Source organism: Armatimonadota bacterium, assembly GCA_036504095.1.
Classification (GTDB): Bacteria; Armatimonadota; DTGP01; order JAKQQT01; family JAKQQT01; genus DASXUL01.
Genome location: DASXVS010000044.1, coordinates 1 through 23,228, shown reverse-complemented (window position 1 = coordinate 23,228; position 23,228 = coordinate 1). Strand labels below are relative to the sequence as shown.

Sequence of the window (23,228 nt, the reverse complement as noted above, 5' to 3'; positions counted from 1 at the left end):
TCGGGTCGTGGCTGTGGCTCTGGCTTCCTTCAGACCCCACCTCGCGGTGACGCCCTTGCCGTCGCTTAACGGTTCCGATTCCCTTTACCGTAGAGGACTTTCACCTCCGAGAACGGGCGCATGCCCGGCGTACATACAAAGGGCGCCTGTCCATGTGGACCGGCGCCCTTTCTTTCGCGCGACTGCTGAGGAACACGACCCTAGCGCCGCATCACCCGGCGCGTCGCCGTGACCGCGCTGCCCTTGTCGTTGCTGGAATCGATGGTGACTTGGTCAGACAGATGCTCCATCAGGAAGAATCCCATGCCTCCGCTGGCGCTGAACATCGGAGTGGCCGGACGGTTCCGAGTGTCGAACCCCCGCCCCGAATCACTGACCGAAACCATAAGATCGAGCCCGTTGAGCGCCATCTGAATCTCCATGCTTCCGGCTGTCACTTCGTACGCATGCCTGATGACGTTGGCGCAGAGCTCTCCGAGAACGAGCTCTGCATCATCGACATCGTGGTCGGATATCAAATTATGTTCAAGGAGAAGCCTGACGGCCTTCCGGCAAAGCGGTACGTTGGACGCATCCGCAGGCATCTCCCAAGTCATTCGTGTCAGCACGCGTGTGACCTCTCTTGCGGGTGGATTCGCATAGGAAGTCTTCCCACTAGAGCGTCAACGTAAACCGGGCAGGCACACAACGGTCAGGCGCCGGCCGGTAGCACTCTGTCCAGGAAGAAGCGATTGAACCGCTCCGCGTCCGCGTGCAGACAGATCTCCACATTCGGCTCGCCCTCAAGGAGTGCTCGCTGGCGCCGCAACGCTGCCACCGTTTCGCCGGTCGAATACTCGCCGCGGGTCTCAACCTCGACGCGGGTCCGCATGCCGAATGCAAAGCTCGGGTCCAGGGCCACGCCCATCGCGAGGGGATCGTGGTGGTAAATGCCTTCAAAGCCCTCGAAGCGGCGGTAAAACCCCATAATCGTGGAAGTCGCAGCCCGGAGGAATGCGTGTACAGGGCCATCGCCTTCCAGGTCGCTCTCAATCAGGCGGGTTTGCTCCGTGCAGTCCAGGGGCACCATCTTCACGGGAACGCCGGAATCGAGAACGATTCGCGCCGCCTCCGGATCCACCAGGATGTTGAATTCCGCGCGCGCAGAGGCATTGCCGTCGTGATGAAATGCGCCGCCCATAAGGATGATTTCCTTGAACTCTCGAAATGCCACAGGATCTTCGAGGCAGGCGAGCGCAACGTTCGTAAGCGGGCCGATTGCCACGAGGGTGATCTCGCCCGGAGCCTGAACGGCGGCATCGAGCATGAATCGGTGCGCGGGAAGCGGGTGGAGCGGGACGGGGCGTTCCGGGTAAAGGAGTGCGCCGGACGGATCGGGGATCGTTGACGTCCCGCCCAGGCCGTCGGGCCCGTGAACCTCGATGGCGTGCAGCAACGGGCGCGACAGCGGGCGTGCTGCGCCTGCTAAGACGGGGATCCCCCCGATACTCGCGGTCAAGCCGTCCGTGTACAGCCCCGCGATGCCCAGCGCGCGGCGCACATTCGCGAGACAGTGCTCCAGATTCGTGTTGCCGGCGACAACCGTGATTCCGACGCACTCCGCGAGATCGGGGCAACGGAGCAGGAGCAATATGGCCATGACGTCGTCGACGCCCGCATCGGTATCCAACAGTATCTTCTTCAATGGGTTACCTTCCGGCATGAATGAGCGATGAGATGGTCTGTCCCCAACATCGAAGTGTATGGGGCCGCATGGCGCAGGGACAAGGCGTCCGGTTCGCGCAACCGGCGGAAGCGCCGCCGCGTCCAAGCCTTTGGTGTGAGGCGCATTCGCGCTTTCTCTTGGGCCCTGCACGGGGCTCTTCTGCAAAGGAGTAATAACATGTTCAAGAGGATTGCAGTCGTCGCAGCAGCCATCGTCGGCGTCTCGGGAGTTGCACTGGCATTTCAAGCGGCCCAGCCGCCGGCCCCGGGCGCGAGAGGCGGTCGCACCGGGACCGCGATGCGCGGCCGCGGACGCAACAACGGGGTCATCACCGCCGTAACGGGCACAACCTACACCATCAAGACGATGCGCGGGACGGAGATCAAGGCCAGCGTCGCCACGGACACGCCGGTCACCAAGCCGGATCGATCCACGGGCGCAATCGCCGACCTCAAGATCGGCACTTTCGTCAATATTCAGGGCCAACCGGGCGACGATGGTATCGTGAAGGCGACGGCCGTGATGATCCAGAACCCATCCGTGATGGGCACCATCCAATCCGTTTCCGCGAAGCGAATCACCGTGAGGGCGATGGACGGCAAATTCTACACTTACCTCGTGTCCGACAAGACAAATTTCCGCAAGGCCGGCCAGACCGCTGCCTGGACAAGCTTCAAAGCCGGTGACCAGGTGAGCGTCCAGTTCACCGGCGCCGCAGCGCTGAGCGTTCGATCCTTCCAGGCGGGTGGCGCGGGTGGCGGCCAGCGCCGCGCGCCACGCAATGGCGGGACGCCTCCCGCTCCGGCGGACAATGCGTCTCCCGCCGAGCCGGCGCCGGCTACAAACTAGGGATTTCATCCCAATCAGCAATGTGAGGGCCCGACCGGCACGCGCCGGCCGGGCCCTTCCTCGCAAGCGTGACGGAGCGTGCTCGGCGCTTTTAAGCAATTGCGTGGTATAATGGGTGTAGAAACTAGTGATCCTGTTGTGGTCACGCCCCGCGTTGGGCCGTGACCCGTTTTTGTGCGTCGGAAAAGGAATGATATATGGACGCGAAGCATATTAGAAACGTCGCGATTATCGCCCACGTTGACCACGGGAAGACAACCCTGGTGGATGCGATGCTGCGACAGACCAGCGCGGTACACGAGCGAGGCGTCAAAGTGGAACGCCTGATGGATACCAACGACCTTGAACGCGAAAAAGGCATTACCATTTTCAGCAAGAATGCCAGCGTCATCTGGGATGGCTTCACGATCAACATCGTGGATACTCCCGGCCACGCGGACTTTGGCGGCGAGGTAGAGCGCGTCCTGACGATGGTCGATGGCGCCCTCCTGCTGGTGGATGCCGCCGAGGGACCAATGCCCCAGACGAAATTCGTTCTTCGGAAGGCACTCGAGCTCGGCCACAAAATCATCGTAGTCATCAACAAGGTGGACCGGAAGGAATCACGCACCGACTGGGTGCTTAACAAAACCTTCGACCTCTTCCTCGACCTGGGCGCCACGGACCGGCAGGCGGACTTTCCGGTTGTATACGCTGCTGCGACGCAGGGAAAGGCCGGACTCACGGACGAGCTTGATATCATGTCGAGCATCGAGCCTCTCCTGGAAACCGTGATTGAGAACATCCCCCATCCGAAGGCCGACCTTGACGCGCCGTTCCAGATGCTCGTTGTGAGCGTCCAGGACGATGAATACAAGGGCAAGTTGAGCATCGGCAAGATTCTCAAAGGCGCCGTGCAACGCGGCCAGCCTATCACCCATATCAATCGCGAAGGCGAGCAGGCTCGCGCAAAAGTGAGCGAAGTCCTCAAATATGTAGGGATGGAACGGGTGAGCGCGGACGAAGCGCACGCCGGCGATATCGTGGCGATCGCGGGAATCAGCGCCGCCCGGATCGGCGATACACTCGCTTGCAGCGACCGCCCCATCGCGCTTCCCCCGCTCCATATCGACCTTCCGACCGTGGAAATGACCTTTGGCGTCAACACCTCCCCGTTCAGCGGCCGCGAGGGAACGTTTGTCACAAGCCGGAAGATCCGGGAACGCCTGTTCAAGGAACTCGAGACGGATGTGGCTCTTCGCGTTACGGAGACCGACAGCGCCGACACCTATCTTGTCGCCGGCCGGGGCGAGCTCCATCTGGCCATCCTTGTGGAGAAGATGCGTCGAGAGGGCTTTGAATTTCAGGTAGGAAAGCCGCAGGTCATCTTCCGCGAAGTGGAAGGGCACCGCGAGGAACCGATGGAACACGTTCACGTGGAGGTACCCGAGGCGTACGCGGGGTCAGTCATCGAGCAGCTTGGAGCCCGGCACGGCGAGATGAAGGACATGCGTGTTGAAGACGGGAACGCGTTTATGGAGTTCCTGGTTCCAACTCGCGGCTTTCTCGGCTACCGTACCGAGTTCCTCACGGACACACGAGGCACCGGCATCCTGAATACGCTGCACGGTGGTTACGCACCGTATGTGGGCGAAATCCCGTCGCACGAAAAGGGCTTCCTGATCGCGTATGAGGACGGGGTCACCAGCGGATATGGCCTCGAGGCGGCCGAGGGGCGAGGCTTGCTGTTTCTCGGCCCGCAGATTCCGGTCTACGCCGGTATGATCGTGGGACAGAACCAACGTCCCGGGGACCTCGAAGTCAATGTCGTCAAGCAAAAACACAAGACGAACATCCGGAGTTCAAACAGCGACATCGCTGTCCGTCTGACGCCGCCGCGCATCATGAGCCTGGAGAACGCCATCGAGATGCTCGGGGACGACGACGTGCTTGAAGTGACGCCGGAATCGTTCCGGTTGCGGAAGATCGAACTCGACCACGTAAAGCGCCGAAGATCACGCAACACCGCTGCCTGACGCGCCGCACCACCAAATGGGGGAAGTCCGTTCGGACTTCCCCCAAAGATCCCGGCAACAAGCCTCACGCCCTCTTCGCAAACTCCTCCAGTTGGGGCATGTGGTAGTCGTCCAGATGCTTGGCATAGCTCAGCATGAGAAAATCGCCAAGCGTTGTCTCACCGAATGGGGTTTGCCGTGGATCGACAGTTCCGACTCCTTGACACGGCTAAGGAACGCCTTGTTCAAGTCGTACCCCGCTTCGAGGCACGCCTGGAACGCGGAGATCGGCGCCGTAGCCCATTCCGGCGTCCAGCACGGATCGGCGACCTGGACAGGCACGTCGACGCTATCGCGGAAGAACGCCGTATGCATTGGAACGCGCTGCCAGGCACCAACCATATGTGACAGCAGCTCGCGCGGGGTCCAACCGGATGCGTTAGGACCACTGTCCAGCACCGGGCCGACTCTGGGCAGTATTGCCTCCATCTTCTTCCAAGCCGAGTTCATCGCCGTCTCTATTTCGGGTAAGGTGGGTACCGATTCAGTTTGGGACATTATCGCCTCCTCCACTTTCATGTATTGTCTCTGCCCCGCATCAAAGCGGTGCGAAATGGTCGCAATTCGGCCGTCATCACCCCGGTGGCCACGGCCGGATCACCCAGCATGAACCCCCTGGCGTCCCCTTCGGTTTCCGCCTCGAATACCGCGATGCCGAGAGGGTCAAGATCCATGGTCCGTCCAACGAAAATCGCCTGGCCGCGCCTGACGGCATCGCGCAGGTATTCGAAGTGGGCGTTCACCACACGGCTCTCCTCGGGCGTCGGATCGATGGGCATTTCCGCCCTTGCCGGCGCAAGGAGATAAGCGTATTCGGGCAACTCACTGCCCCTCCGCGAAGCCCTTGAACACGACGCCGATGACCTCCTGCCAGCCACCGGCGAACTCCTCGCGATCGGCGGCAGTCAGTTCGCCAATCGCCCGATGGCTCATCTTCAGGAGCGTACCTCCGGCATCGTCGTCGAACCGGAAGTCAACAACGCCCAGCACCGCGCCGGCCGCGGCGATGCAGCCAGTCAGCTCAAGCCGTTCGGGTTTCTTCAGTGTTGTGACGGTAGCCCAAAGGAGACCGCCTCCGTCTCCCCAGTCTTCAAAGAGGCGCCCTCCAACGAACGGTTCCAGCACCATTGCCCTTGCCGAATTGTTCACCAGGATGTCCGGTGTCCACCAGTCCGAGATACGGTCCACCATCAGTTCCCACACACGCTCCTTCGGGAGCGCGATCCGGGTTTCCAGCACTATCTCATCAAACCGGTCCAAATACGGTTGTGCAGCCATTTTGCCTTCCTATTCACATCGCCACGCGCTGAGCGCGGCCCGCAGAAAGCCCAAGTATGCCACCGCTGCTTGTGGAGGGACCACCGGAACTTGAACCCATCCCCCGCGTGGGACCACGATGGCACTAGAGTCTTTTTCAACGCGCCACACGAATGAGATCCACAGTAGAATGGGCGTCCCGCCCGTTACCGCCTGAGACGGGCGGGACTCCCATCCTACTGCTTTCGTATTGGTGTGGTTCAACTACCCAACGGCTTGATACGGCAACGGCTGCTTGACTTGCGGCCAGAGGGAGAGGCGGGAAATGGCCGAAACGAATCTGCATGTAGTCACCGGCGCGTTTGGCTACTCCGGCAAATACATCACGAAACGGCTGCTTGCGGAGGGCAGACCGGTCCGGACGTTGACGAACTCACCGCGCCGTGTGAACCCGTTTGGGGGTTGCGTGGAGGTCCATCCGTTCAACTTCGACAACCCCACCGCGTTGACGGAATCGCTGAAGGGCGCCGCAGTGCTTTACAACACCTATTGGGTGCGATTCAACCACAAGACGTTTCAGCACTCGGAGGCGGTGGATAACACGAAGCGGTTGTTCGAGGCCGCCGCGAAGGCGGGCGTGGGCCGCATCGTTCACGTGAGCATTACCAACCCGTCACTTGACTCTCCCCTCGAGTACTTCCAGGGCAAAGCCGTGCTGGAGAAGAGCCTGAAGGAATCCGGCGTTCTGCACACCATCCTTCGCCCGGCGGTACTCTTCGGGCCGGAGGACATCCTGATCAACAACATCGCATGGGCGCTGCGCCACCTGCCGGTCTTCGGCGTGTTCGGTGACGGGAAGTACCGTCTGCAGCCGATACATGTGGACGATCTGGCGAAACTGGCCGTCGAAGAGGGCGCGCAGACCGGCGATCGGACCGTCGACGCCATCGGTCCCGAAACGTTCACATACATCGGGCTTGCTCACGCCGTTGCCGAAGCGATCGGTGTCCGCCGGCCGATCCTGCCTGTTCCGCCGTGGCTGGGCTACGCGTTTGGGACAGCAATCGGGAAGTGCGTAGGCGATGTTATGATCACCCGCGAAGAGATCAAGGGCCTGATGGCGGACCTCCTCTGCACAGATTCACCGCCCGCCGGAGAAACGCGGCTCACGGATTGGGTGCGCGAAAATGCCGACACGGTTGGACGCCACTACGCCAGCGAGCTGGCCCGGCGCCGGGACCGAAGGCGGATGTATGCGGCTGTTCGGGACCCGAAGCCAACGCTGTACCACAGACCGGATGGCCCCGTCTGTTACGAGGTAGACGCGCTGGCGCCTCAGGAGAATCTGGAAGCGTTTGTCGATTCACTCCTGAGAAGCGGCCTTGTATGGTACTGGGAAAGCGATTTCTGGCGTGCCGGTGTGGAAACGCCTTCCAACGCCAGCATCCACATCTTCTGTCGTCTCGACGACTCAACGCGAGCCCAACTCATCGCCGAGGTGAACGAGATGCCCATCCCATATGAGCAGCTGGCGATCACCCTCTGTGGTGTCTCGGCCACAAGCGGCGCCCAAGTGAACACCGATAACGTCGCCGAACTGGTCCGGCGGTTCATTGCGGAGGAGCCCGGGCCCCTTCAGGCTTTCATTCTTCGCGAACTCGATGGCCCCACGCATCGTGCATACATCTACGTGCCTTCAAGTCCGGGCCTTGAACTGGCGGAAATACTCGACCGGGTTGGCGCGGATCCGGAATCAGCCGACTCGCGACCTTACAGCGCACTCGGAGTCATCCAGTTGGAAATGATGTTCAGCCCCGAAGCGCAGCAACGCATGGCGGAACTCCGGAAGTCGCAGAACCGGTGACCCGCATTCCACTCATCCGACCACTCCCGCAAGCGATAGCAGATCCCTGACATCCCGCGGCGTTCAGCGGCCGAGATGTTTGTACCGCTCCGTCACGTCCTCTGCGTAGACGTCCTTCACATTCGGCGCCCAGACCATCGGGAACGAGGTTCCAGTCTTCTTGAACGAGACAGCGTAGATGCGGTGTAGCGGATCTTTCGGATCGGCGTGCTTGGCACTGTCCACGAACCAGGTGTCGTCGAGCTTCGACTCCTCCGCGGCGCCCAGGAAATGCCAGCCGTTGTCCCATATCTCAACCCACGTGTGGTTGCCACCTGCGGTGGGGTGCGTCTCACCTGGAAGAACCCACGATGGTGTGCCCACGAGGCGCGCCGGCACGCCGACCGCGCGGCAGGCGTCGGCCAGCAGCACACAAAGGCCCGTACAAGATGCGTACTTGGCGGCGATGGATTCCGATGGGCTCTGATCGGGTTTCGGGCGCTTTGTGGCGTGATACTGGACGTCGAGCGCCTTGAAGATCGTCTTGTTCAGGAGAAGCGCGGCCTCGGACGGCGTTTTGCAGTCCTTTACCAGGTCACTGAAACGCCGGCGGAAGTCGGCTCGCCAATTCTCGCGGGTTTCCGTCACGTTCGCGTAAGGCAGCACGTTGTTCAGAAAGACGTCTTCAGGGATCGCCTTGCCCCACGCGACGCTCTCCCTGGCTTCTATAGCAAGCCGGGCGTTCTCCAGGATGTATGGCTTCTTCAGGCTCTTCGCGTCACCGGGCGGCATATTCGCGATGACAAATGCGACCGCCTTCCACTCCTCGCCCTCTCCGGCGTCCCGCAGGGCTCCAAGGAGTTCAGGCTTGTTACTTCCGGCTTTTCCCAGCGCCGCCGAAACCGCCGACGAGGACTCCTCCCGTGTCGCCGTTGATGCCTTCTGCGTCTTGACGGCCTTCCCAGATTCAGTTGCGTCGAACACGACTCGGTACTCCTTGCCGGCGTCCATTCTGGTCAATCCCGGCAACATTATGAAACGCCCGGCGATGACCGGCTCTAATGCCGCGCCTTCACGAACGGTCAGCCCGGCAATGCGTTTCGGAAGGGCGATGGCCGGCGGGCGGCCGCAAGTAGCGCCCGCCAGAGACTTGAGCAGGACTGTGTATCGGTTGCCCTTCACAGTTAGGGATTGCCGCCACGGTTGGGGCCTGGTGACGAGACGGGCATCCCACGCGGGATCGCCGTAAAACGCGACGACGTCCCTGTCCCACACCAAGCCTAACTTGTCCTTGTCATCGCCGGCCATGGAGCGGACGCTCAGTGCGCCTGCCAACGCCGGAAGCGCCTCGCCGGACGGACCGTACGCGTTGAACACAACCTTGTTAGTCTCGGGGAATCGCTTCTGCAACTGCCACTGCAGGGCCTGGTTGGCCAGGAAGACCGACTCGGCAAGATTGAAGCGGCCGGGCTGATCGAAGAAATAGTTGTTGATCCCCCACCCTCCGTAGCCGTACCAGGTCTCGACGGTATAGCCCACCATCTGGTCAACACCGGCGGATCCCATCCAGGCGAGGGCCATCGCCTGATCGTCGATCACGTGACCCATCAGGCAGTTGCCGATTGCCATGTACACCTTCGGGTTCGGCGAGTGGATGGGGTATGCCTTGCGCTGCATGTCGAGCCCCAACAGGACGCCGTCCTTGCACCGGAACTGGCCGTTGCGATAGGAATATCCGATCTGCCAGTCGCGTTCGGTCGCGTGGCCTGAAGTCATGAAGATGTCCGGCTTGTAGTCGTTGAAAACATCGACCAGGGACTTTGTGGTGTCGTCCGGGGCGACGATATCCTGTGGCCGGCCGCCCGCCGTTTTCTCCACCGCGTGGTTCTTTTTACCTTCGTCGTAGTAAACTCCCGCATCAAACTGATCGAGCGGGATGCTCGTGCCTCCGGCGCCTCTCCGGATTATCAGGGGAGCCGTCTGCGCCACAATGCGGGCCGCATCCGCCGGCGAGTATCCGGTCACGATTCCCCAGATGGTGTCCGTATAGGGATCGGCGTTCAGCTGCCGCGTGAGGCGATGGACCGAGACCACGAATTGCCTTCCCGCCTCGGCTGGGCGCGCCACGAAGCACGTGTACCTGGGCAGCCGGCGCGCCAATTCGCCGCGAACACTCGCTACGGCATCCGGGTACAGCAGGATGTCCGCCGAGTGCCTGATGGCCAACCCTTGGACAATCTGCCTCCATTCCGGGTCGCCATACGTAGCCTGCGAGGCAACGACAGCATAGCCGCCCGGTGTGGAAGCGCGCGCAACCCGGTACTCTGCCGGCTGGATCGAATCGCGGGAATGAACGCGGATCGTGAAAGTCTTTCCCGCAGGCGGCGGGATAACCCTTACCGCCGGGGCGGCGTGGCACGGCCAGATCAGAAGGAGGGGCATTGCCGCGACGGCAGCCTGCGCACAGCTCTTCAATGTGGGAACCTTTCCGGATATTACAGGGGCTTCGATGTGCCCTCGTGGGGGTATGTACATTTTGATTCTAACAGGGCCACGCTTGCAAGGCGACGAGGTGAATCGGGTAGCCGGGTGAAAACCAATCCGAATGGTTACTCTCGGGAACCAATCGCCCCCGTGGAGTCGTTGGGCTGACAGCATGCGGAGAACGCGCGATGGGTCAAACCGTCCGCGCAATAGCTCTGCATATGAGGTATTCGTCCTTGCCCGGGTTTATCCGCCGGAGCAGCCTGGTGCAACAGAGTTTCCGAGGTAATCTCATGCGAATCAGTAGTTCTCACGTTCTGGCAGCATTATGCTGTGTCACCTGGCTGGTGGATACAGCCCACTCCGCAACTCCCTCGACTGCTCTCCTTTCGATAACTCACGCCGGCGTTCAGGGCAACCATAACAGCGCCGCCCCCGCTGTCAGTGGCGACGGGCGCTACGTTGCCTTCGTTTCATCGTCGCAGACGCTCGCCATCAACAAAACCACAACCGTTGACGAGATCTTTCTGCGCGACAACGAAACCGGGATTCTCACCCGCGTCACGGTGACTACCACGGGCGCGGACCCGAACGGAGCCAGCAGTTCGCCGTCCATCTCCGCCGATGGCCGCTTCATCGTTTTCGAGTCGTCGGCTACGAATCTCGTCAATGGGCACGGCGTCGGCGCCTATTTGTATGACGCACAGGATGGACACATTACGTACCTTGTAGACGGGCAATCGCCCGTGATCAGCCGGGATGGCCGCTTTATCGCGTTTACCAGCACTCTTTCGACGCTTGTGCCCAATGACACCAACGGCAAGACAGACGTTTTCCTCATCGATCGTGGCAGCGGCCAGATCGAGCGGGAATCGGTATCCACCGGCGGAATCCAGGCCGACAACACAAGCGGTGCGACCGGCCTCGCGATCAGCGCCACGGGCCGATATGTCGCGTTCGCGTCTTCGGCGACGACGCTTGTGGCAGGCGACACCAATACGCGGGACGATGTTTTCGTGCGAGACCGGCAGACCCAGACGACAATCCGGGCTTCGATTGCATCCGACGGCACACAAGGCAATCAGGCGAGCTCAGGAGGGTCAATTTCCGGCGACGGCGGAAGGGTAGTGTTTGAATCCAGAGCTTCCAATCTCGTTCTGAACGACGGAAATGCCGCCGTGGACGTCTTCGTTCATGACACGCAGAACAGCCAGACGTCCCTCGTGTCCGTTTCCTCAGCCGGTACCCAGGCGACAATCCAGAGCGGCAACGGAGTGATCACACCATCAGGGCAATTCGTGACGTTCGACAGCGCCGATGGGACTCTCGTGACCGGCGATACAAACGCCGTGACCGATGTCTTTGTACGCGATCTGACGGCGTCCACCACGTCCATCGCATCACTTAGCAGCACCGGGGGCTTCGGCGACGGCGCGAGCGATGAAGCCGCGATAAGCGACGACGGGCGCTACGTGGTCTTCCGTTCGGCGGCCACCAACCTCGTGCCCAACGACGGGAACGCGTCCACCGACGTCTTTATGCGTGGGCCGCTCATCGACACTCCCGGCGTCCTCGCGATGACGGTGCAACCCGCCGGCGCTTCCGCCGGGGCCAATTTCGCGGTCCAACCGGTCGTGGAGGTGCGAAACCTGGACGGCACCGTGAAGTGGGATTACAACGGCCCGGTAACCCTCGCCATCAAGGCGGGAACGGGCCGGGCCGCCGCCGTACTCGCGGGCACAACGACTGTCGATGCCATTGGAGGCGTAGCTACGTTCTCCGGCCTGTCGATCAACCTCGCCGGCACGGGCTATGTGCTCTCCGCGAGCAGCGGAACTCTTACCGGTACGGACTCCCTGCCATTCAACGTGGCGCAGACGCCAACCCACCTCGCGTTTTCAGTTCAACCTTCGGGGGCATCCGCGGGGCTGCCGTTCGGAACCCAGCCTGCCGTGCAGGTTCTCGACACGGAGAACAACGTCGTGACCGGGTTCTCGGGCTCGGTTTCCCTCACCATCAAAGCCGGCACCGGACGCGCGGGAGCGATTCTTTCGGGGTCCGCTACAGTCAACGCCGTCAACGGAGCGGCATCGTTCGCGGGCCTTGCCATCGACCTGGCGGGCTCCAGCTACGTGCTCTCCGCCGCAAGCGGATTGCTTGCGGGCGCCGATTCAACGGCGTTTACCGTGGCGCAGACACCCACAAAACTGGTTTTCTCTGTCCAACCGGCCGGCGCTTCGGCGGGGCTTGCGTTCACCACTCAACCCGTCGTTCAAGTACTGGACGCCGAGAATAACCTGGTAACCGCGTTCACGGGCCAGGTGACGTTGTCCATCAAGGCGGGTACGGGCCGGGCAGGGGCGGTACTGTCCGGGACGACGACGTTCAATGCCGTCGCCGGCGTGGCGGGTTTCGCGGGTCTGTCCATCGATAAGGCTAACACCGGCTACGTGCTCACGGCGAGCAGCGGGACTCTGGCTGCAGCCGACTCGACGGCGTTCACCGTGCTGCAGACTCCGACGAAATTGGTGTTCATAACCCAACCTGCTGGAGCGGCGGCGGGCCTCGCGTTTGCCGCACAACCGCAGATCGCCGTCCATGACGCGGAAGATAACCTCGTGGCGTCCTATTCAGGGACCGCGACCATCGCGATCAAGCCGGGAACGGGCCGGACAGGCGCAGTACTCAGCGGCACGCTCAGCGTTCCGATCACCGGAGGCACAGCGCTCTTTTCCGGACTCTCGATTGATCTGGCGGGGCCCGGCTACGTGCTGTCGGCCGGCAGCAACGGCCTCACAGCCGGCGAGACGGCGCCCTTTGCCGTCGCGCAGACTCCGACGAAAGTAGCCTTCTCTATTCAACCGGCGGGGGCTTCGGCTGGATTGGCGTTCACGACGCAACCAGCCGTTCAGGTACTTGACTCAGAGAACAATGTCGTCACCGCGTTCACTGGCGCGGTGACCATCGCCATCAAGCCCGGCACGGGCCGTGCCGGGGCAACACTTGCGGGGACGGGCACGGTGAACGCCGTTGCCGGCGTGGCATCCTATGCCAATCTATCGATAGATTTGGCTGGACCCGGGTATATCCTGACCGCTACTAGCGGTACGCTGGCTTCGGCGGATTCCGTTCCGTTCGCCGTCGCGCAGACACCGACAAAACTCGCCTTTACGGTTCAACCGGCAGGAGCGTCCGCCGGGCTTTCCTTCACGACGCAGCCGGTCGTGCGGGTACTGGATGCCGAGAACAACCTCGTGACAGGATTCGCGGGGGCCGTAGGGTTGGCAATCAAACCGGGTACGGGCAGGGTAGGCGCCGTCCTATCGGGTACGGTGTCGGTTAATGCGACAGGCGGTATCGCTACGTTCACCAATCTGTCGATCAATCTGGCGGGCGGCGGGTATGTGCTCACCGGTACGAGCGGCAGTCTCACTCCCGCGGATACAACAGCCTTTGCCGTAGCACAAACTGCTACGAAGCTGGCTTTCGCTGTTCAGCCGGGCGGCGCCTCCGCCGGCATCGCATTCTCGACACAACCCACCGTGCAGGCATTGGACGCAGAGAACAACGTAGTCACCGCCTACACGGGCGCCATCGGCATTTCGATAAAGTCCGGCACAGGACGAACGGGCGCCATCCTAAGCGGAACGACGAGCCTCAGCGCCGTTGCCGGGGTCGCTGCATTTTCGAACCTGTCGGTTAACCTGGCGGGCTCGGGATATGTGCTCACCGCAACGAGCGGATCACTCTCACCGGCCGATTCCGCGTCATTTGCCGTGGCCCAGACGCCAACCAAGCTTGCCATCGCCCTCCAGCCCGCGGGGGCGGGCGCCGGCTTGATCTTTACGACCCAGCCGCTCGTTGTGGTCAAGGACGCCGAGGACAACCTCGTTGCCGGCTATTCCGGCGCGATCACCATGGCCATCAAAGCGGGAACTGGTCGGGTCGGCGCGGTTCTGTCCGGTACTACAACAGTGACGGCGCTCAATGGCGTTGGGACGTTCACAAACCTCTCTCTGAACCTCGCAGGGCCGGGGTATGTTCTCACCTCGACCGCGGCCAACCTGGCATCCGCGGACACCGCCGCATTTACCGTCGCGCAGACGCCGACGAAACTGGCGTTCTCGCAACAGCCGTCCGGAGCGTTGCCTGGTGTGCCATTCACCAGCCAGCCGGTTGTCCAGGTGCTCGACGCAGAGAATAACGTCGTGTCGCCGTATTCCGGCACAGTATTGGTGAGTCTCAAGGCCGGCACGGGTAGTCCGGGCGCGACCCTGAGCGGAGCCGCCACGGTCAGTGCACTCTCCGGTGTCGCATCCTTCAGCGGATTGTCTATTGACAGAGCGGGCTCCGGGTACGTGTTGACGGCCGGCAGCGGTACGCTGCCTGGAGTTGACAGCCAGGCGTTCGCGGTCACGCAGCCTCCGTTCACCGTGGGAGATGTTGCCAAAGCCCTCGTTTGGGCCGGAGGGCTTGCCCGGCCGACCGGAGCGGACGTCGCCAACTACGACGTTGAAAAGGCCGGCGCTTCCAATGGCATCATCGACATCGGAGATGCCTTGGCCATCGCCCGGAAGGTGCGTGGGTTGGATCCAAACCCGTAACGCCGAACTCAAAACCACGAAGGCACAAGGACGCACGAGTTGGACCCTTTATGTCTTTGTGCCTTCGTGGTATTCGCATACTCCGCCCCGAAAGTGATTGGTGATCACTCCGTCCCGGCGCGGATTGCATCCGGGTCCCACGGCTGCGCCAGGCGCTCCGCGAGCCGGGCGGCAAGCCCGTCAATCGGCACGCGCTCCTGAACCATCGTATCACGCTCGCGGATGGTTACTGCCTTGTCCTCGAGGCTGTCGAAATCCACGGTTACGCAGAACGGGGTGCCGATTTCGTCCTGGCGGCGGTATCTCTTGCCGATGGCCTGGCTCTCGTCGTAATCCGTCCAGAAATGCTTCCGCAACTCGGCGGCGATTCCCTTGGCGACTCCGGAAAGCTCCGGCTTCTTGCTGAGCGGCAGAACGGCAACCTTGTAGGGCGCAATGTTAGGGTGGAAGCGCAGGACCACGCGTGTTTCGCCGTTGACGATATCCTCGTCATACGCATCCAGCAGAGTCACCAGCGTCGCCCGGTCTGCGCCGTCCGAGGTTTCTATGATCCACGGGATGAAGCGCTCTTTGGTCGCTTCGTCGAACACGTCCAGAGCCTTGCCGCTGTACTCGCTGTGGCGGCTGAGGTCCCAATTGCTGCGATTGTGGATACCGGCCAGTTCCTTCCAGCCGAAGGGGTATTTATACTCGATGTCAACCGCGGCTTTGGCGTAGTGCGCCAATTTCTCGTGATCGCGGAACCGAAGGTTGGATGGACGGATGCCGAGGCGATCGTGGTACCAGGCCATGCGGGTCGCTTTCCAGACCTCGTAGTGCTCGGGCGCTTCAGCTTCGCGAACGAAGAACTGCATCTCCATTTGCTCGAACTCGCGGGTTCGATAGATGAAGTTGCCGGGCGTGATCTCATTGCGGAACGCCTTGCCGATCTGTGCGATGCCGAATGGCAATTTACGCCGGCCGTTCATCTCCACGTTCTTGAAATTCACATAGATGCCCTGGCAGGTTTCCCCTCGCAGGTAGGCCACCGTCGTCCCGTCCTCGGTTGAACCGAGTTCGGTTTTCATCAGGAGGTTGAAGGTCTTCGGCGGCGTCAGTTCCCCCCCGCAGTTCGGACATTTGATGGTCTTGACGAGCTCCGCGAGCTGTTCGTTGGTGGGCTCCACGACTCCCAGGGCCTCGATGGCCGCGGGAGCAAGCTCTTCCACAAGGGTGTCCGCTCGATATCGGCGCTTACAGTCGCGGCAGTCTACCATCGGATCCGTGAACGACGCGAGGTGTCCGCTGGCCTCCCAGACCTTTTCAGGCATAAGGATGGCGCTGTCCAGGCCTTCCATATCGTCCCGTTCCTGGACCATGCTCTTCCACCACGCCGCTTTGACGTTGTTCTTGAGAAGCACGCCCACCGGGCCGAAATCGTAAACGCTGCCGGCGCCGCCGTATATCTCGCTGCTGATAAAAATAAAGCCTCGCCGCTTGCACAGCGAGACCAATGTCTCCATATCCGCCATAGGGTCGGTACTCCTTCAATCACTGGGCTTCGTTCATTCTAGGAGCGTGCCGAGAGGGGGTTCAAGCGAGAGGCGGCCCGCACACCTGCGGGAAGCCGTTGCAAGGCCGAACTCACAGGCGCGAGGACACGTCCCATCCGATTGACACCCAAACGCCGCCGCGCTACCATGATGGCGTGCCCGTAAGGGCGCCCCATTTCGGGAGGAGCCTTACCTATGAATAAACGCACGGCCCGTCGGTTGGCCGCCGCCACGGCGTTAACAGTTCCGAGCGTTATTGGCGCCGGGAGCGCCGCCCACGCGGGCGCCACCTTCCTCACCCCGCGCGCGAACACCGCCGTCGGCGGAAAGTCGGTCACCATCTACGCTCAATTCAGCGCCCCCCGTCCCGTTGTCTCGGTCAGGCTGTTCCTCGATGACACCGAGGTCGGAAAGCGCGCGTTCAAGCCCGGCGGCACCAGTGGAAGTGTCAACTTCCAATGGGACAGCACTGCGGCAGGGACGGGCGCCCACAAGGTGACCCTTCGGATGTACGACTCCGCCGGCCAGGTTGTCGGCGTTCAGTCGATTCCGGTGAGCGTGGTCAATGGCTCCGGTCCTGACACCGTCCCTCCACAGGTAACGATCGTGGCCCCGTCGCCGAACGCCACGCTTCATGGCTCGTTTGACGTGAAGGTTCTGGCCACCGACAACAGCGGAGACGCCCCTTACGTGTCGATGTTTGTTGACAAGGAGCTCCGGAGCGTTTCCAATCGCCAGCCCTATTCCGTGACGGTTGATTCCACGCAGTATGCGAACGGCAGCCACACGCTTGAGGCCTGGGCCTACGACGCGGCGAACAACAAAGGTACGGCAACGCCGGTCCGCTTCAATGTGAACAACCCCGGTGGTGCGACGACCATCAACGCCGACCTGAATGCGCCTGCGCCCGCACCCGTCGAAGAGCCACCCGCACCAACTACGCCGCACGTTTCCCCTGTCGCGGCGCCGAAGCCCGTGGCTGCCACCCACGCCCTGCCAGAAACGCCGACCGTGACGCCTGTCGTTTCAGCGCCGGCCGCGGTGACGCCCGCTCCGAAGCCCGCAACTCCCAGGCGCGTGGCGCAGGTCGCGCCCAAACGCGCGGCGCCCGCGAAACACATCGCGGCGGCTCCAAAGTCGGTGCTCACCCCGAACGTCCCGGTTCAAGCCGTTCTCGAAGCGGCGCCGGACGCCGCGCCGGCCCCGGTCACGCCGCCGGGAGCAATTAGCGAGTTGCCGGTCGAAACCGTGCCCGTAGCAGATTTCAAGCCGGTTCCAATGGCCGTCCCCAAGCCCATCCTGCCGAAAATCGAAAAGGCTGAGCCGGTAGCCCCGAAGATGGTCGTAGCGCCCAAGCCGACGTTCGCGCCGACACATAAGCCTGTGTTTTCACCGGCTAAGCCGCAGCCTGCGAAAGCGCCGGAGCCCGTCTTCGTCTTGAAGATGCAGGGTGATACGGTGACGGAAGCGTCCCCGGCGCCCGCACCGGCCGCTCCCCAGAAGGTCACCGCAAAACCGGCTCCAAAGGCAAGGAAGACCCTCGTGGCCAGAGTGTCGCCTGTCGAAATGGGAAACCCGGTTCCGCACCCGGCTCATATCGCTCATTCCGCCAGGCCGACCGCGCCGGTCGTGCGCGTCCACTCGAACCCCGCTCCGATCAAGGCGATTGCCGCGCCGGCGCATAAACAGGCTCTCAAGCCGGTCATCGTTCCCGAGCTTCCGCCGGACCGGGTGCACAACGGACGAATCGTGCATGCCGTCCGGCCAGGCGACACGCCCGCCCATGTCGCGCGAACGTACGGCGTAACGGTGAAGCGGCTCCTCGCGGCCAACCTCCGCGCGCGCCAGTGGCAGTTCCGGATTGGCCAGACCGTAACGATTCCCAGCCCTGTCCGCATCGCGTTCAACGACGAACCGGTGCAGTTCGATGTGGCGCCTCGCATTATCTCCGGAATCACCACCGCGGGCCTCCGCGGTATTTGCGAAGCCGCGGGCGGAAAGGTCGAATGGAACGCAAAGACCCATGAGGTCCGCGTTGTCTCCGGTGAGACCGACATCGTGCTTCGCATCGGCAGCCGATTTGCCAGGGTGAACGGCGAGCGCGTTGCGCTTGACGTCGCGGCCGGCATCCACGGCGGCCGCACTCTCGTACCGGTCCGGTTCCTGACCGATGCCCTGAAACTGCACGCTGAGTACGATCTGCGCTCCGGCGAGATAAATCTCAACCGGTAGAAGCCCCGCCGGCCACCTCAGCGGCCCCGGTTTCCCTTTGGAGACCGGGGCCTTTTTTCGTCGAATCCCAGCGCCCCAGCCGCGATCGCAAAAATAAACGAATATTTGTTTGCCTAAGCGAAACTTTGTTCGTATAATTGAATTCAGAAAGCATGGACAGTGTTCAAGCTACAGAGGCAAACCTAGACGTTTAGGCACGAGCGGATGGAGGCAAACTATGGTTACACAGCGGACTGCGGTGTGGAACACAGAGGATCCGATGCTAACATCGTACGATACCGGACGGAACCGGACACATCCGGGTTGCACTAAGTGCCCCGGGACGTCGTCTGCACGTCACGCCTCCCGCCGGTTCCGGCGTCACCTGACGCTAGACAGCGTCAATGCCGTAATTGCCGTGGCAGCCGGCGTCCTTCTTTTCGTCTACGGCTTCTCCGCGATCGGCGAAAACTTCCGCGCCCATCAGACGGCGCCGGTGATTCAGGTCCAGGTTCGCACTGGGGATACGCTGTGGGCGTTGGCGCAGAGGTATGGCAATCCCGACGAGTATATCCTCAAGCGCGTTCAGCGACTAGCCGCACTCAACGGAATCGGCGACGGTGTTCGCCTGCACTCGGGAATGACGCTGGAAGTGCCGGTGGAGAACCAGGCCGAGCGCACAAGGCTGATGTCAGCTTCGGCCAGATAGGCGTCCCAAGCCGTTCTGCACCAAGGCGCTGGCACGACGAGCCTCGCTACCGCGGTGCGAGCTCCAGCATCGTCAGCACCCCACGCCCACTGTAGGGACCGGTGGTATCGGGAGCCGTCGGGGCCACGACGAAAAGGTGGTGCGTCCGCTCATCAATCGCCATAGTCCTGGCGCCCCACAACGACGGAGTAGTGGTCAACACGTAGTAGTCATTTGGACCGCGTTCCTGGATGACGGTTATGGTACCGTCATTGCCATTTGAGCTAAACAGCAGACCCGTCTTGGGATCGTACGCCACCGCATCCGCGCCCTTTCCGATCGGAACGGAGGCGAGCGCCTTACCCTGGACCGGGTCGGAAACAACCAGCCTGGCGTTATTGCACGTCGAATAGAGGCGCCCATGTTTCGCGTCGTAGGCGAGCCCCGTTGGCCCCAAGCCCCAAACCACCGGCCAACGCTTCGCTATCGTCATCGTGTTCGCGCTGATGGCAACGACCTCGTTGGTTTGCGTGACATTGGCGTATACCAGCCCTTCTCCATCGGCCACCGCGAATCCTGGAATCCCGCCCAGCGGGATATGGCCGAGAACCTTGTTCGTGTTTGCATCGATACAGGTGCAGTCACCACTGCTTTCATTGAATGTAAAGAGCCGTTCAGTCGTGGGTTCATAGACGATCGCCTTGGGCCATTGCCCCTTGGCGAAGACGGTATGCACGTCGATGGTGTCAATAGTCTTCAGCGTCTTCAGGTCGATGACGGCAACCAGGTTGGGTTGCCAGAGTGTCGCGTATCCTATTTGTTTCCCGGGACGAAGCGCGACGCAGTGAACCCTCTCGGGCTGCGGGATTACCCCTTCGACTTTGTGTTTGCCGGTATCGACAACAACGACGCCGTTCGCGGTGGCGATATACAGTCGATGTGCAGCGCTGTCCATTGTCAGGTACTCGGCTGCGCCTGCAATTCCTGGGGTTCGGAGGACCATCCTCGAAACGACTCGGTATTTCCCCTTGGTTGGTTGAGCCAAGCCCGCTCTCGGCTGAACGGACAACAGGCTGACCAGACAGACCGCAAGCATACGTCTCATATGTGGAATCCCCTTCGTGCAAAGAACCTGAAGACACCGCCCTGGCAGTTCCAGCCTTCAAATTGGCGACAGAGCATACGGTTGCCAACCGGAAGCGATTGGGGGCAGGGTCAGGGCGGAGAACTGGGCTGTACCTGAGTGTTAGACTCCCATGCGTCCCGGGCCCTTCAATGGCTCATTCCGGGGAGCCGTCATGATTGCGGAAGACGCAAGGGAGTGGATGACTGCGCTCAGTCACCCGAGGGCTTACGGCCACAGAGGGCAGCCCACTGGTCTTCTTCCCAGCGGCCTTCCATCGTGAATCCGGCGTCCTCAATGGCTTCGGTCACGTCCGGTTCGTGTGGAAGAGTCAGCCCGGAAACAAGGTAGGCGCCCCCCGGCCTGAGCGCTCGGAATGCAGCGGGAGCCAGACCCCGAACGACATTGGGGAGGATGTTGGCGACCACGATATCGTAGTCATTGCCTGCGCCTTCGAGGCGGTCGGCCTCTCGCACGGAGATGATCTCGGACAAACCACTCTCTTCGACGTTTGCACGAGCCACCTTGACGGCCACGGGGTCGGCGTCGGAAGCGTCGACGCGCGAAGCGCCTAACAACGCGGCACCGATGGCGAGGACAGCGGAGCCGGTTCCGACATCGGCCACCGTTTCCCCGCCTCGCACGATCTCCTGGAGCGCACGAAGACAGATGCGGGTCGTCGGGTGGCCTCCGGTTCCAAACGCCATGCCGGGGTCCAGCCGGATCACGAGTTCTCCGGGGGCGCCCTCGTACGCGCACCAGGTTGGCGCTATCGTCAGGCGATCCGAAATCCTGATCGGCTTGTAATGCTCCCGCCACGCTGTCGCCCAGTCGTCGTCGTCAACAAATGTGAGTGTAATCCCCGCGGGCGCAGGATCGAGGCCGACTTCGGGCATCTTCGCCAGTTCGCCGCGGAGGTTGTCGAGTTTGGTTTCGAACCGATCGTCGGCGGGCAGGTACCCGATTGCCCGCGGCCCGTCCTCGAAGAGCGTCCCCCCGGTTCCGTGGGATTCCATAAGCGCGGCGACGGCCCCGAGGGCCGTCTCGTTCGTGTGTATCGAGATCTTGATCCAGCGCATTTTATGGCAGGGAAGCGGACTGAAAGGGGCAGTGGGCCGAGATCAGTCCCCTACCAGCCTTTCCTTAATCCGCTCGAAGAATCCGCGATCGTCTTCCCTGGGCTGCTCGTCTCCCGCGAATTCGCGCATGAGTTCTCGCTGTCGGTCGGTGAGATGGCTCGGAGTTACGACACGGACGGTAACATGCAGGTCGCCCCGACCGCGGGCGTGGAGCCCGGGCAGGCCTGCGTCGCGGACGCGGAACGGGGTGCCGGTCTGTGTTCCAGCCGGTATATTCAGGTCGTCCTCACCGAACAGGGTCGGAACAACGACCGTGTCGCCCAGCGCGGCCTGGGCGAAGGAAATGGGAATTTCCGTGTAGAGCTCTTTGCCACGGCGCTGGAACCGCTCGTGCTCCTTCACGAAAATGTAAACGTAGAGGTCGCCGTCCGGACCGCCGCGAACGCCCGACTCCCCTTCCCCGCGTATCTGGATGCGCGTCCCGTCCTCTATGCCCGGCGGAACCTTCGCCGTCACGGTGTCCTCGACCATCGTCCGGCCTTCGCCGTGGCACATCGTGCACGGGTCGCGGAGGATGCGGCCGGTCGCGCGGCACTGCGGGCAGGGTGTCACAGACGAGAACGAGCCCAATATAGTTTGCTGGGTATGGCGTATCTGCCCGGTACCCTGGCAGGCGGGACAGGCTTCGGGGGTGGAACCGGGCGCCGATCCGGTTCCGGAACACGTTTCGCACGTACGCAGGCGCGTCACCTTGATCGGGTGTTCAACCCCAACAGCGACTTCTTCCAGCGTCAGTTCAAGGTCGTACCGAAGATCCGATCCGCGTTCGGCCGTCTGGCGCGTGGTCGGCCGGCCGGCGCCGCCGAAAAACTGGTTCAGCAGGTCGCCCATGTCGAACCCGCCGAATCCGCCGAAATCCTGGCCCGCGCCGGACAGACCGTCGATGCCGAAGCGGTCGAACCGGCCCCGTTTCTCCTCGTCGCTGAGAACAGAGTAGGCTTCAGCGATTTCCTTGAACTTCTCTTCGGCGTTGCTGGTCTTGTTTACGTCCGGGTGGTACTGTCTCGCAAGTCGGCGATAGGCCTTCTTGATTTCCTCGAGCGACGCGGTGCGGCTGACGCCGAGAACCTCGTAGTAGTCCTGTTTCGCCGCCACACGTCACTCCTCGGTTGGGTCAATAGGTTCAGTAGGCTGAATGTTGCCGTCCAGTTCCGCGAACTCTTCGGGGTCTACGAGATCTTCGTCTTCGATTTCCGCATCGTCTCCGATGATCGCCGATGCGAGGCCGGCCGGCACTTCGTCAACATTTTCGCCGGCGGCTTCGTCAGCCAATTCCGATTTCGGAATATCCAGTATGGACAGCGGCACTTCGGGAAGTGTGGGGCGGGGCGCCGGGATCGTGGAGGCGTAGAGTTCACGGGCGGCGCGGGCGACTTCCGCCTGGACCAGGGCTTGACGCGCCTCGACCCCGGCGGAGAGGTCCAGGTTGTCGGCAACCACCTTGCCCTCGTAAATCTCCTGAAGGGCGACAAGAATCGGGTTGGTGGAGTCCGAGTTCACCAGTTGAGGGGCGCCCTCGCGGAGGTCGCGAGCGCGCTTTCCCGCCAACACGGTCAATGCGTATCGGCTGCCAACCATCTTTTCTATCTCTTCAATGGGCAAATTAGCCACGGCTTGTCCCCTTAGACGCACAAAAAGGCAGAAACGCACGAAGGCGTTCCTCTCGTGTCGAAGTATAGAGGGTGGTTGATGTGCAAGTCAAAGTAAGGACCGGCGCGCCATCGGGACTGCCCGATGGC

General features: G+C 62.0%; 16 protein-coding genes and 1 pseudogene. 6 read left to right on the top strand and 11 right to left on the bottom strand.

The window, feature by feature from the left end; translation table 11 throughout:
• Positions 1 to 200: 200 nt before the first annotated feature.
• Both VGM51_09860 and VGM51_09855 read right to left on the bottom strand, forming a co-directional pair.
• Positions 201 to 584: an ATP-binding protein gene (locus VGM51_09860; protein HEY3413344.1), complete on the bottom strand. Its 384-nt coding sequence runs from the start codon at positions 582 to 584 to the stop codon at positions 201 to 203.
• Between the two features lie 107 nt (positions 585 to 691).
• Positions 692 to 1,684, bottom strand: a complete 993-nt coding sequence (locus VGM51_09855) for a nucleoside hydrolase (GenBank protein HEY3413343.1) — start codon at positions 1,682 to 1,684, stop codon at positions 692 to 694.
• A 198-nt stretch (positions 1,685 to 1,882) separates the two neighbouring features.
• Between VGM51_09855 and VGM51_09850 the strand changes: the two genes are divergently transcribed.
• Both VGM51_09850 and typA read left to right on the top strand, forming a co-directional pair.
• Complete coding sequence (locus VGM51_09850) at positions 1,883 to 2,554, top strand: DUF5666 domain-containing protein (GenBank protein ID HEY3413342.1); 672 nt, start codon at positions 1,883 to 1,885, stop codon at positions 2,552 to 2,554.
• Positions 2,555 to 2,751: 197 nt separating this feature from the next.
• Positions 2,752 to 4,569 carry a translational GTPase TypA gene (gene typA, locus VGM51_09845; protein HEY3413341.1) on the top strand — a complete coding sequence of 606 codons (1,818 nt, stop codon included), beginning with the start codon at positions 2,752 to 2,754 and terminating at the stop codon, positions 4,567 to 4,569.
• Between the two features lie 129 nt (positions 4,570 to 4,698).
• On the opposite strand, the gene VGM51_09840 is transcribed toward typA, so the two are convergent.
• Genes VGM51_09840 through VGM51_09830 form a run of 3 tightly spaced genes read right to left on the bottom strand, consistent with a single transcriptional unit; the run spans position 4,699 to position 5,886 of the window.
• A complete protein-coding gene (locus VGM51_09840; protein HEY3413340.1) occupies positions 4,699 to 5,106 on the bottom strand; it encodes a hypothetical protein in 408 nt (135 codons plus the stop codon).
• A 17-nt stretch (positions 5,107 to 5,123) separates the two neighbouring features.
• On the bottom strand, positions 5,124 to 5,429 hold the full coding sequence (locus VGM51_09835; protein HEY3413339.1) for a YciI family protein: 306 nt from the start codon (positions 5,427 to 5,429) through the stop codon (positions 5,124 to 5,126).
• Between the two features lies 1 nt (position 5,430).
• Positions 5,431 to 5,886 carry an SRPBCC domain-containing protein gene (locus tag VGM51_09830; protein HEY3413338.1) on the bottom strand — a complete coding sequence of 152 codons (456 nt, stop codon included), beginning with the start codon at positions 5,884 to 5,886 and terminating at the stop codon, positions 5,431 to 5,433.
• A 304-nt stretch (positions 5,887 to 6,190) separates the two neighbouring features.
• Between VGM51_09830 and VGM51_09825 the strand changes: the two genes are divergently transcribed.
• Positions 6,191 to 7,729 carry an NAD(P)H-binding protein gene (locus tag VGM51_09825; GenBank protein ID HEY3413337.1) on the top strand — a complete coding sequence of 513 codons (1,539 nt, stop codon included), beginning with the start codon at positions 6,191 to 6,193 and terminating at the stop codon, positions 7,727 to 7,729.
• Between the two features lie 63 nt (positions 7,730 to 7,792).
• Here VGM51_09825 and VGM51_09820 read toward each other — a convergent pair whose 3' ends face one another.
• Entirely contained in the window at positions 7,793 to 10,150 is a 2,358-nt protein-coding gene (locus tag VGM51_09820; protein ID HEY3413336.1) for a transglutaminase-like domain-containing protein, read from the bottom strand.
• Positions 10,151 to 10,485: 335 nt separating this feature from the next.
• Here VGM51_09820 and VGM51_09815 point away from each other — a divergent pair, with 335 nt between their 5' ends.
• Positions 10,486 to 14,796, top strand: a complete 4,311-nt coding sequence (locus VGM51_09815) for a hypothetical protein (protein HEY3413335.1) — start codon at positions 10,486 to 10,488, stop codon at positions 14,794 to 14,796.
• Positions 14,797 to 14,900: 104 nt separating this feature from the next.
• Here VGM51_09815 and VGM51_09810 read toward each other — a convergent pair whose 3' ends face one another.
• Positions 14,901 to 16,298, bottom strand: coding sequence for a glycine--tRNA ligase (locus VGM51_09810; protein HEY3413334.1), 1,398 nt, complete (start codon positions 16,296 to 16,298; stop codon positions 14,901 to 14,903).
• A 225-nt stretch (positions 16,299 to 16,523) separates the two neighbouring features.
• Between VGM51_09810 and VGM51_09805 the strand changes: the two genes are divergently transcribed.
• Positions 16,524 to 18,560, top strand: a complete 2,037-nt coding sequence (locus VGM51_09805; protein ID HEY3413333.1) for an Ig-like domain-containing protein — start codon at positions 16,524 to 16,526, stop codon at positions 18,558 to 18,560.
• A 217-nt stretch (positions 18,561 to 18,777) separates the two neighbouring features.
• A complete protein-coding gene (locus VGM51_09800; GenBank protein HEY3413332.1) occupies positions 18,778 to 19,248 on the top strand; it encodes a LysM peptidoglycan-binding domain-containing protein in 471 nt (156 codons plus the stop codon).
• Positions 19,249 to 19,294: 46 nt separating this feature from the next.
• Here VGM51_09800 and VGM51_09795 read toward each other — a convergent pair whose 3' ends face one another.
• The 4 genes and pseudogenes from VGM51_09795 to rpoZ form a co-directional block, all read right to left on the bottom strand.
• Positions 19,295 to 20,332, bottom strand: coding sequence for a YncE family protein (locus VGM51_09795; protein ID HEY3413331.1), 1,038 nt, complete (start codon positions 20,330 to 20,332; stop codon positions 19,295 to 19,297).
• Positions 20,333 to 20,562: 230 nt separating this feature from the next.
• A complete protein-coding gene (gene prmA / locus VGM51_09790; protein ID HEY3413330.1) occupies positions 20,563 to 21,429 on the bottom strand; it encodes a 50S ribosomal protein L11 methyltransferase in 867 nt (288 codons plus the stop codon).
• 42 nt (positions 21,430 to 21,471) lie between these two features.
• The gene (gene dnaJ / locus VGM51_09785) at positions 21,472 to 22,584 is read right to left on the bottom strand and encodes a molecular chaperone DnaJ (protein ID HEY3413329.1); all 1,113 of its coding nucleotides are present in this window, start codon (positions 22,582 to 22,584) and stop codon (positions 21,472 to 21,474) included.
• Between the two features lie 342 nt (positions 22,585 to 22,926).
• A pseudogene (gene rpoZ / locus VGM51_09780) lies at positions 22,927 to 23,100 on the bottom strand (DNA-directed RNA polymerase subunit omega).
• Between the last annotated feature and the right edge of the window lie 128 nt (positions 23,101 to 23,228).

Excerpts from the sequence above, each read along its gene's own strand:
- VGM51_09860 (HEY3413344.1), bottom strand. The coding sequence starts at position 584 with ATGCCTGCGGATGCGTCCAACGTACCGCTTTGCCGGAAGGCCGTCAGG.
- VGM51_09800 (HEY3413332.1), top strand. The coding sequence starts at position 18,778 with ATGGTTACACAGCGGACTGCGGTGTGGAACACAGAGGATCCGATGCTA.
- VGM51_09840 (HEY3413340.1), bottom strand. The coding sequence starts at position 5,106 with ATGTCCCAAACTGAATCGGTACCCACCTTACCCGAAATAGAGACGGCG.
- VGM51_09815 (HEY3413335.1), top strand. The coding sequence starts at position 10,486 with ATGCGAATCAGTAGTTCTCACGTTCTGGCAGCATTATGCTGTGTCACC.
- VGM51_09850 (HEY3413342.1), top strand. The coding sequence starts at position 1,883 with ATGTTCAAGAGGATTGCAGTCGTCGCAGCAGCCATCGTCGGCGTCTCG.
- VGM51_09795 (HEY3413331.1), bottom strand. The coding sequence starts at position 20,332 with ATGAGACGTATGCTTGCGGTCTGTCTGGTCAGCCTGTTGTCCGTTCAG.
- prmA (HEY3413330.1), bottom strand. The coding sequence starts at position 21,429 with ATGCGCTGGATCAAGATCTCGATACACACGAACGAGACGGCCCTCGGG.
- typA (HEY3413341.1), top strand. The coding sequence starts at position 2,752 with ATGGACGCGAAGCATATTAGAAACGTCGCGATTATCGCCCACGTTGAC.
- VGM51_09820 (HEY3413336.1), bottom strand. The coding sequence starts at position 10,150 with ATGCCCCTCCTTCTGATCTGGCCGTGCCACGCCGCCCCGGCGGTAAGG.
- VGM51_09805 (HEY3413333.1), top strand. The coding sequence starts at position 16,524 with ATGAATAAACGCACGGCCCGTCGGTTGGCCGCCGCCACGGCGTTAACA.
- VGM51_09830 (HEY3413338.1), bottom strand. The coding sequence starts at position 5,886 with ATGGCTGCACAACCGTATTTGGACCGGTTTGATGAGATAGTGCTGGAA.
- VGM51_09810 (HEY3413334.1), bottom strand. The coding sequence starts at position 16,298 with ATGGAGACATTGGTCTCGCTGTGCAAGCGGCGAGGCTTTATTTTTATC.
- VGM51_09825 (HEY3413337.1), top strand. The coding sequence starts at position 6,191 with ATGGCCGAAACGAATCTGCATGTAGTCACCGGCGCGTTTGGCTACTCC.